1 protein-coding gene is annotated in these 745 nt (G+C 57.3%); it reads right to left on the bottom strand.

What is annotated here, in order from left to right:
- Nucleotides 1-745: hypothetical protein (locus KDX37_RS29305; protein ID WP_231656650.1), on the bottom strand; the 745-nt coding region annotated here is incomplete at both ends.

The following is a 745-nucleotide window of genomic DNA, read 5'->3' as shown; positions in this document are numbered from 1 at the left end:
GAATCAGGAAATTGCAAATCACCCGTAGGGCTGCGGACTTCGAAGTTGCCGGTTTTTGTGTTCAGTACGCGTGTGTAGCCTTCCGGCAGATCCGCTTGCGTCACGGCCGCTCCGGCCGAGCTGTCTTCGCGGTAGTAGGAGGGTAACGGTGCCTTGTCGGTTGTCTTGGTTCCCGGTCCAGACTCGGCAATCGGGTCGATCACTGGCACGTCTGAATCACGGCCCAGTTTTTCGACCTGGGCGATTTCGTTTTTCAGCCCATTCGCTTTGACTTTGGTAACCAGCCCCTCAAGTTCTTTGCTGGAAACGTCGATTCCCATTCTGGAGAGGGTCACAGACTTCGAGGCGGCGCCGCTGCCGCCATTGGCGATGGTGCCCACTACCAACGAGAAGGTGTGACCGGCTTTTCTACCCAAGTCCTCGGCGTTGGCGTCGCCACCTTTATCCAGAGCTTCGTTGATCTCATCTACTTGAGTCTCAATCGTGGCGACCACCTGCGCCCCGAGTTGCTTCATGGCTTCCGGAGAGGTCACAAACTCTTTGAGTGCGTCCAGACTCTCGCGAGGGTCACGCATGAAGCTCATGGCGCTGTTCAACGTATCCAGCCCCGTGCTCGCCATCCCATCGGTGAAGCCTTTGCCGAAGCCGGCAGCGCTGATGACGTCCTGGCGCAGCGACGTCCCTTCCCATTTCACGATGACGTCGAGTTGTTCAGGCAGGGTTTTGGCATCTGCCATTTCTTTGT

Source organism: Pseudomonas californiensis (assembly GCF_021147775.1).
GTDB lineage: Bacteria > Pseudomonadota > Gammaproteobacteria > Pseudomonadales > Pseudomonadaceae > Aquipseudomonas > Aquipseudomonas californiensis.
This window is presented reverse-complemented; position numbering and strand designations above follow the sequence as displayed.